Origin of the sequence: Rhodopseudomonas sp. BR0C11 (assembly GCF_010820945.1) — a bacterium.
GTDB lineage: Bacteria > Pseudomonadota > Alphaproteobacteria > Rhizobiales > Xanthobacteraceae > Rhodopseudomonas > Rhodopseudomonas palustris_H.
Genome location: NZ_QTKI01000233.1, coordinates 1 through 7,563 on the forward strand (window position 1 = coordinate 1; position 7,563 = coordinate 7,563).

Sequence of the window (7,563 nt, forward strand, 5' to 3'; positions counted from 1 at the left end):
GATCATTCCCGGCTCGGCCGAGCCGATGAAGCCGGTCCGGGTTAAGACCGTCCAGGTCAAATCCGCCCCGATCAAGCTCGCTTCTGCTGTCGCCGCCCCTCCCGTCACCAACGCCATCCCGTCGCCCCGCCAGGATCCGGCCGAAACTTCCAACGCCGCGGTCGCTCGTGTCGAAGCCCGCCCCGAAGCGATCCAGCAGCCGGCTGGCCACGGCACCGGCCAGGGCATCCTCGGCGTGCTGCCCGGCAACATGGCGCCGAAGCACTCTCAGGCGATGGCCTATGCCGACCCCGCTCCGGCGGCTCCGACCCCGGCTGCTCCGGCGGTTCAGCAGAACGGCGCGATCAAGAGTGTCGCCCACAGCGGCTGGATCATCCAGGTCGGCGCGCTGGAAAGCGAGCCGGAAGCCCGCAAGCGCCTCGAAGCTGCCCGCGAGCACGCCAGCGGCCTGCTCGGCAAGGCCGATCCGTTTACCGAGACCGTGACCACCCGGGGCGACCGCAAGCTGTATCGCGCCCGCTTCGCTGGCCTGGAACGTGATGAAGCTGAGGCGGTGTGCCGCAAGCTGAAGCGCTCCGACATCTCCTGCTTCACCATCAAGAACTGATCTTTCGGATATCTCGAAGAACACGAACGCGGCCGGGCCCTCCCGGCCGCGTTTTTCGTTTGGCCTCAGAGCGCCGCTGGAGACTTGGCGGAAGATGCGGAGCTCACGCTCTCCAACGCCGCGCACGGCATCGACCCGACGATCTCGCACGACGGGAACACGGCGAAACCACTCGTCAAGGATTGATCGATAAAAGTTGAATCAACAGCCACGCCGAAGCGGCGGGCAACCCGAGGCGTCAATTCGGGATCAGGGCACTCGCAGTCTGTAGCGTAAAGTTGCGTTGCTGGAGTTAGCTGCGATGCGTTCGAAGCAAGGTATCCTTGGCCGCGTTTACCCGGGCGGCAAGGTACGTCGACCCCCCTTGGTCGGGATGCAATTTCTTCATGAGGGTGCGGTGGGCGCGTCCGATCTCGTCCGGCCCCGCTCCCGGCTGCAGGCCAAGGATCTCATAGGCTTCCTCGGTCGTCATTTTGCTGCCCGACGCCTGGCGACGCTGCCCCCCTGCCGCATCTCCATGCGCGTTCTGACGCCAAGCGGGAAACCGGCGGTCCAGATAGCTTTCAAGTAGAGCACAGCTCTCGGCATCGAAGCCGGCCAGCATCGCCGCGAGCTGGCCGAGGTCGAATTCGTCGAGCGAGCGGCCGGCATTGGGGCCGGCCAGGATCCGCCCGGTCATCGAACCGCTGTCGTGGTCCAGCACCATTTCCAGATACTGCGACCGCACCGTCGAGGCCTGTCCCCGCGAGCGCCCGCCGAGCCCTCCGAACAAGCCGCCGATGTTGCCGAAGCCGGCATTCTGCAGCGGCGTCCAGCCGAGCAGCCCGGCGCCGAACAGGCCAAGCGGGATTGCGACCGCGAGCTCGCCCTTGACGCCGGTAAACAGGGCAGCCGCCAGGGTGACGATCCCGCCGGCAATTTTCAGCGCCCGCGCCAGCACCGCCGGGTTGGCCGACCGGAACATCTGCAGCAGCGTGTAGAGCACGAAAACGGCGATAGCGCCGGCAATCAACGTAGGCATGGCCGGAATATAAGTTGGTCGCCGGGAAAAAGCACCGCCGCCGGTTTCCGCGCAGTTATCGCATCTGCCCGAGCAGCAGCGCGGCGCCGCCGCCGCTCGCGGCCAGCCGCTGCAGCGCCTCCCGCCCGCCGGCCGCATACGCAGCAGCGGCGCGCAGCAGCTCGCGGAGCTGCGCCGCAGCGCCCGGGTCGAAGCGACACCACGCCCCACCGCTCAGCCTCGCGATCTCGCGAAACGTCTGCTCGGCGACCGGATCGACGCCCTCCTGAAACACGAACACCGGGACCTTGAGCATACCGAGCTCGCCCGCCTTGGCGCAGAGATCGTCGGCCTGCTCTTCCATGGCGTCGCCGACGAACACGATGGCGCGGACACCGGCGGCGATCGCCTCCTTGCGGGCATCGGCCAGCACGCGGCCGATCTGGGTATGCCCACCGCGGCAATCGATCTTGCCCATCAGCCGCGCCAGTTCGGCGCTCGACGAGATCCAGGTCGAGGCCCGGCACTCGTTGAAGCCGCGATAGTACACCAGGCGGATATCGAGACTGCCGAGCGCCTCTGCCTCACGGAACATGTCGGCCTGCAGCGCGCAGGCCATGTCCCAGGTCGGCTGCCGGCTCATCGTGGCATCGAGCGCGAACACCAGGCGGCCGCGGGCGCCAGCGGCATTCGGCGCCATCGCGCGCGCCTTCGCGACGAAGGCTGCAATCTCCGCGGATGACGACGGCGCAGGCGTCGCCGTGCCGTTGTCGCGGACGGTCGTCTGGGATGGAGTTGAGGTCGGCTCGCGGGACATCAGGGCTCGCTCTGGAACAGCGAGACCTATGTGGAGACGGCGGGATGAGGCGTCAACGCCCGCCAGCGGTGGCTTCCCTATTTGGCCGAGGCCACCGCGCTCGGGCCGCGCGGCACCGGCTTCGGCTTGATCGATGCGGTACCATCGTCGAGGAAACGGTCGAGGGACTCCGCGATCGCATTCTTGACGCTCGTCGGCCCGCGATCGCTCATCTCGGTGTGCTGAAACTGGGTGTTGACCACCGTGATGCCGGCCTTGTCGCAGACCTCCTGCGCCGGCACCACGCCGGGGTCGGTCTTGAACACCGGATCTTCGGACCGGAACGTCAGCGTCTTGAACTTGCCGTCGATCATGAACGGCACCCGCAGATTATCCAGCGTCACCACCCGCCGGATCAGCTCGGGATGCAGATGGGCGTAGTACATCGAAATGTCGCCGCCGTTGGAATGCCCGACCATGGTGAGGTGGTGATAGTCGGCGTTCGGCAGAATGGTCTTCAGCTGCGTAACGGCGAAGTCGATATTGGCGACGCCCTTCTCATACACCGGTAGCCGGCCGACATAAGGCTCTCCGACCTTGGTTACCAGCGGCCCGTCAGTCGGCAGATCGTGCTGAATGCTGATCGCCAGATAGCCACGCGCGGCGAACAGATTGGCAAGGAACGAGTACTCGGTGAACTTGACGGTGTTGCCGTGATTGAGGACCGCAACCGGGAGCTCCGCGAGGCCGCCTTCGGCCTGCATCTCCTTGTCACGGCGAACTGCGATGTCGATCTCGACCGGCCGCTGACGCGAAGCATCGTAGAACGTCAGCGTCTGATGCCGGATCGCCCATTTCGAGGCGGTGAAGTAAGCGACGGCCGAGACGAGGCACAGCGCCAGCAGAACTGTTATTCCGCGGGTCATCATCCATCCTGAGTCGATCAGTAGCCCCATGCCCAGGATGATCGACCATACGACTATAAATCACAGTCATATGACAGGAAGATCAAAGATTAGCGGATCTGCGCCCCCTCCTTGTGCAACTGCACAAAGCCGCGGCCGATCGGAATAGTTTTCGCCGTTCAATGGGTTGTACGAATTCGAAATTTCTCCGGAGGGTGCGGCAGCGACATCGGATGACTGCGCGTGCCGCTTTGATGTCCGACCAAAGAATGAAGAGGATTGGGTAAAATTTGAACTACACGCCGACGATGTCGTGCAGTTCGAGCGGCGTCCCGGCCTGAGCGAACCACTCGGCGCGGTTGGCGGCACGGCGGCGGCCGCGCTCGTCGAGTGGCAGCTTCAGCCGGCGCAGCAGATCCGTCACCTCCTCGCGCGCGGTGACGTGCCCCATGCTCGGACGCGTCCCGAGCGTCGCGGCATCGAGGTTGTCGAGCGCCGTCAGGCCGCGCGGAAAGAACTCGCGATACACCACCCGTTCGGCAAAGCCGTCGAGCGGCCGAAAGCCGATCCGCATCGCCAGTTCTTTCAGGCCGGCGGCGACCATCCGGTTATTTCGTGATCCGATTGTCGACAGCCGGTTGCGCACCACGATCCAGTCGGTGTCCGATCCGTCGAGCTGGCGACGCCGGCGCCGCGCATCGATCACCATCTCCGCGTAGTGACTTGCGCCGGTGACTTCGAAGGTCGTGGGATCGACACCGCCGAGGACATCGAAATCGAGGAAGCTGTCGTTGATCGGCGTGACCAGCGTATCGGCCATCGAATGCGCCAGCCGCATCAGATAACTATCCGAGCCCGGCGTATCGATCACGATGAAGTCGTGATCGTGTTCGACGGCTGCGACGGCGTCGGCGAATTGCTTAAACTCGTCGGCCTCATTGTCGGCGACCTGCATGGTCTCGCCGAGGGTCAGGCAGCAATGGTTCGGCAGTTCGAGATCGAGCCGCGCGTGCTGCGACCAAGCCTGGCGATTGGCGATGTAGCGGGTAAAGCTGCGCTGCCGACAATCGAGATCGATGGTCGCGACCCGCTGACCAGCCTTCAACAGCGCCACCGCGATGTGCAGCGCCAGCGTCGATTTTCCGGAGCCGCCCTTCTCGTTGCCGAGCACAATCACGCGCGCCGAGCCGGACTGACTTTCGGGGGCCTCAATCAGCATCGATCTCCCTTTCGTCGCCGATCTTCAAATCGGCCATGTCGAGGGTCAAGCAAATTGCGTAAGATGGGCCGCGACGGAAGCGGCTTCGCGCTTCATCATGAATCCGCGGCGCGCCTGATGGTCGCGATCAAGCTTAACGTGCTGCCTCCGCAGCAGGCCGCCCTGGTGGCGGTCAGCGCCGGGGCTTGATAAGATCGGATTCCTTTCCGCCGCCGCCTGGAGCGGCTTGTCTCCGCTGACCGCGATCGAGCCTTCGATGTCCCGTCCTCCCGTTGTCGCCCGCACTCTCCCCGCCCTTCGCCGCGCGCTTGCCGAGCTGCGCAAGCGCAACGCCAGCGTGGCGTTGGTGCCGACCATGGGCGCGCTGCACGACGGGCACCTGTCGCTGGTGCGCCTGGCGAAACGGCGCGCCGACAAGGTGGTGGTCTCGGTGTTCGTGAACCCGACGCAGTTCGCCCCGCACGAGGACTTCGGCTCGTATCCGCGGACCTTCAAGGCTGATGCCTCCAAGCTCGCGGGAGAGAACGTCGACCTGATCTGGAATCCAGACGTCAAGGTGATGTACCCGGACGGCTTCGCCTCCAAGATCTCGACCGATGGCCCCGCCGTCGCCGGCCTCGAAGACCGCTTCCGCCCGCACTTCTTCGGCGGCGTCACCACCGTGGTCGGCAAGCTGTTCATCCAGTGCCGGCCGGACGTCGCGATCTTCGGCTCGAAGGACTTCCAGCAGCTCCGCGTGGTGACGCGGATGGCCGCCGATCTCGACCTCGGCGTCAAGGTGATTGGCGCACCGACGGTGCGCGAGCGCGACGGCCTCGCGATGTCGTCGCGCAACGTCTATCTGTCGGCCGAAGAGCGCGCGGTTGCGCCGACGCTGTACCGGGCGATGAAAGAGGTCGCGAAGCGGATCAAGGCGGGCAAGAGCATCGAGTCGTCGCTGACCGCGGGCGCCGAGCTGATCACCGAAGCAGGCTTCGTGCTCGACTACCTGGAAGCGCGCCACGCCGAGACGCTGGCGCCGATCAAATCGCCCAAGCAAGGTCCGATCCGGCTGCTGGTCGCCGCCAAGCTCGGCAAAACCCGGCTGATCGATAATATCGCGGTTTAAGGCGGATAGCCGCGCCTACAGCAGCCCGAGTTCGCGCAGCTCGCGGCGCATCGTTTCCGGCATCGCCGCGATCCCCTCGGCGGCCTTGCCGAGGTCCTGCGGCGCATCGGATGCGGTGAGATAGCGCCAGCCCTGGAACGCCCGCATCGGCCGCGGGCTGACCGGGTGCACCTCCGGCTCCAGCACCAGGCGGCAACGGCTGATGCCGTCGCCGTCGCGAAACGGCTCGATTGCAATCAGCCTTTCGCGCGCCGCGATTTCACCGCGGATCACCCAATACAGCGAGCCGCCGTCGAGCAACTCCGCATCGCGCTTCGGCACCATGCGGGTGATGTGGATATGCCGCCCACCCGATCTGGCGCGCTCCGCCACCCGCTCGGTCAGATCCTTCACCGACTCGCAGCCCACCGCGAGCTTGATCAAATGCAGAGCCATTGAGGTCGACTGTCTCGCTTCCTGAAGAATGCCGCCGTCAGTTTTCCGCGGGTGCCTCTTCCGGCGCAAGCTGGACCGGCGCGGGCTGCTTCGGTTTCGGTGGAGCGGGCGGCCTCTTGGCGGGCGGAGGATTGGCGGCAGCCGCACCGGCAGCATTGTGGGTGGCCGACGCCTGGGCCGCAGCCGGCGGCGCCGGGGGCTTCTTGGCCGCCGGGGCGCTCTTGGCGTTGGCGGCTGCGCCGTGGGCAGCGGCAGCGGCAGCCGCCGCCGGCTTTGCCGGCGCGGGCTCCGTCATGATGCTGACGGGCGGAATTGAGGCCGAGGTTGGGAAGTCGATATCCGTCGGCTTACCGCTGGGTGCTTCGGTGACGCCGGCGAGCGCCGGCGTGCCCGGAACGGGGAGTGTAGCAGCGGCGGCCGGCGCCGAACCTGCGCCGGCCGCGGTCATCGGCAGCCCGCCCCAGCTCGGCGCGTAACGGGTCAGGGTGGTCTCGTAGAGATGGTCGCCGATATTCGCCGCGATCCGGCTGGAATCGGTGAGCGACCGGAATGCCGCGCAGTCGGTCGGTTGGCAGCGGTCCTGCGACGACAGCACATAGGCAATCAGCCCATAGCGGTCGCGCTCGATCGCGCGGCGCAGCCGGGCCAGCTCCGGCGTCATCTGCTTGTCGGCGGCGGCGACGTCACCGAGGGCGGTGAGCCGCGCCAGCCGGGCCGATGCATAGGACACCGCGGCCGCGACGGTCTCGGGCGAACTGAACAGCGCCTTCTCGCAGGCTGCCAGAACCATATCGCCGGCCAGGTCGTCGACGCAGGCCAATGCCGGCATCGCCTTGGCAATCGGATCGCGTGCCTCTCCGGAGGCCTGCCCGTTCCCCGAGCTGCCGAAGCCGCGAAACGCCGAATAGCCGGCCAGACCGATCGCGCCGATGGTGATCGCAACCAGCGCGCCGTTGGCGACCGACTTGTCGGCCCGCAGCAACGTGATCAGCACCAGCAGCGCCACGAATGCCGCAACCGCGACGGTGGCCCACATCGGAAAATTTGGTGAATGCAGAATCTGGTCGAGCCAAGTCGACCAAGCAGCCCAATCCATGCGCGTTGTCCCCTGAGCGCCGATCCGGCGAGTCAACACCGGCTTTACGACCAAAATGGGCGCAAGACTTGGCGAAACGCGGCCCCGAGATCGCTGTCCCCTGCCCCCGAAGGGACGTCAGGACAGCGATGATGATCTCAGAGGCTGTTATGTCTTTGGAAGAAAGACGATGCGGGGCTCAGCAGATGCTGAGCTGGCTCTCCTTGGCGACTCGTTCGAACGCCTCGGAGATATTCTTGATACGATACTGGCAATCAGACCCATCGGTCGGGAGCAGCCGGACGATTTCGTACATACCGCTGGCTGCCGGACGGGCAACGTTGCTGGCGGTAAAATAGACGGATTCACCTACCACGAACTTGTGCTTCAACGCTCAACTCCTGCGCCACTTGAATAC

The 7,563-nt window shown here is 65.7% G+C and carries 10 protein-coding genes; 3 read left to right on the forward strand and 7 right to left on the reverse strand.

What is annotated here, in order from left to right:
* Positions 1–607 (forward strand): SPOR domain-containing protein (locus DYI24_RS17055; protein ID WP_164573146.1); only part of this gene is annotated, 607 nt, incomplete at its 5' end.
* Positions 608–899: 292 nt separating this feature from the next.
* Here DYI24_RS17055 and DYI24_RS17060 read toward each other — a convergent pair.
* The 4 genes from DYI24_RS17060 to DYI24_RS17075 form a co-directional block, all read right to left on the reverse strand.
* Positions 900–1,628 carry a DnaJ domain-containing protein gene (locus DYI24_RS17060; RefSeq protein WP_164573147.1) on the reverse strand — a complete coding sequence of 243 codons (729 nt, stop codon included), beginning with the start codon at positions 1,626–1,628 and terminating at the stop codon, positions 900–902.
* 55 nt (positions 1,629–1,683) lie between these two features.
* The gene (locus DYI24_RS17065) at positions 1,684–2,424 is read right to left on the reverse strand and encodes a vWA domain-containing protein (protein WP_164573148.1); all 741 of its coding nucleotides are present in this window, start codon (positions 2,422–2,424) and stop codon (positions 1,684–1,686) included.
* 77 nt (positions 2,425–2,501) lie between these two features.
* Entirely contained in the window at positions 2,502–3,329 is an 828-nt protein-coding gene (locus tag DYI24_RS17070) for an alpha/beta fold hydrolase (RefSeq protein WP_164573149.1), read from the reverse strand.
* Positions 3,330–3,603: 274 nt separating this feature from the next.
* Positions 3,604–4,527, reverse strand: coding sequence for a division plane positioning ATPase MipZ (locus DYI24_RS17075; RefSeq protein WP_164573150.1), 924 nt, complete (start codon positions 4,525–4,527; stop codon positions 3,604–3,606).
* Between the two features lie 63 nt (positions 4,528–4,590).
* On the opposite strand from DYI24_RS17075, the gene DYI24_RS28565 reads away from it, so the two are divergent.
* The gene (locus tag DYI24_RS28565; protein ID WP_283810870.1) at positions 4,591–4,716 is read left to right on the forward strand and encodes a hypothetical protein; all 126 of its coding nucleotides are present in this window, start codon (positions 4,591–4,593) and stop codon (positions 4,714–4,716) included.
* Positions 4,717–4,783: 67 nt separating this feature from the next.
* Positions 4,784–5,635 carry a pantoate--beta-alanine ligase gene (gene panC, locus DYI24_RS17080; RefSeq protein WP_164573151.1) on the forward strand — a complete coding sequence of 284 codons (852 nt, stop codon included), beginning with the start codon at positions 4,784–4,786 and terminating at the stop codon, positions 5,633–5,635.
* Positions 5,636–5,650: 15 nt separating this feature from the next.
* On the opposite strand, the gene DYI24_RS17085 is transcribed toward panC, so the two are convergent.
* From DYI24_RS17085 to DYI24_RS17095, 3 genes are all read right to left on the reverse strand, one after another.
* Complete coding sequence (locus DYI24_RS17085; protein WP_107345006.1) at positions 5,651–6,070, reverse strand: DUF1489 family protein; 420 nt, start codon at positions 6,068–6,070, stop codon at positions 5,651–5,653.
* A gap of 37 nt (positions 6,071–6,107) precedes the next feature.
* Positions 6,108–7,166 carry a hypothetical protein gene (locus DYI24_RS17090; protein ID WP_164573152.1) on the reverse strand — a complete coding sequence of 353 codons (1,059 nt, stop codon included), beginning with the start codon at positions 7,164–7,166 and terminating at the stop codon, positions 6,108–6,110.
* A gap of 178 nt (positions 7,167–7,344) precedes the next feature.
* On the reverse strand, positions 7,345–7,536 hold the full coding sequence (locus tag DYI24_RS17095) for a hypothetical protein (protein WP_107345008.1): 192 nt from the start codon (positions 7,534–7,536) through the stop codon (positions 7,345–7,347).
* Between the last annotated feature and the right edge of the window lie 27 nt (positions 7,537–7,563).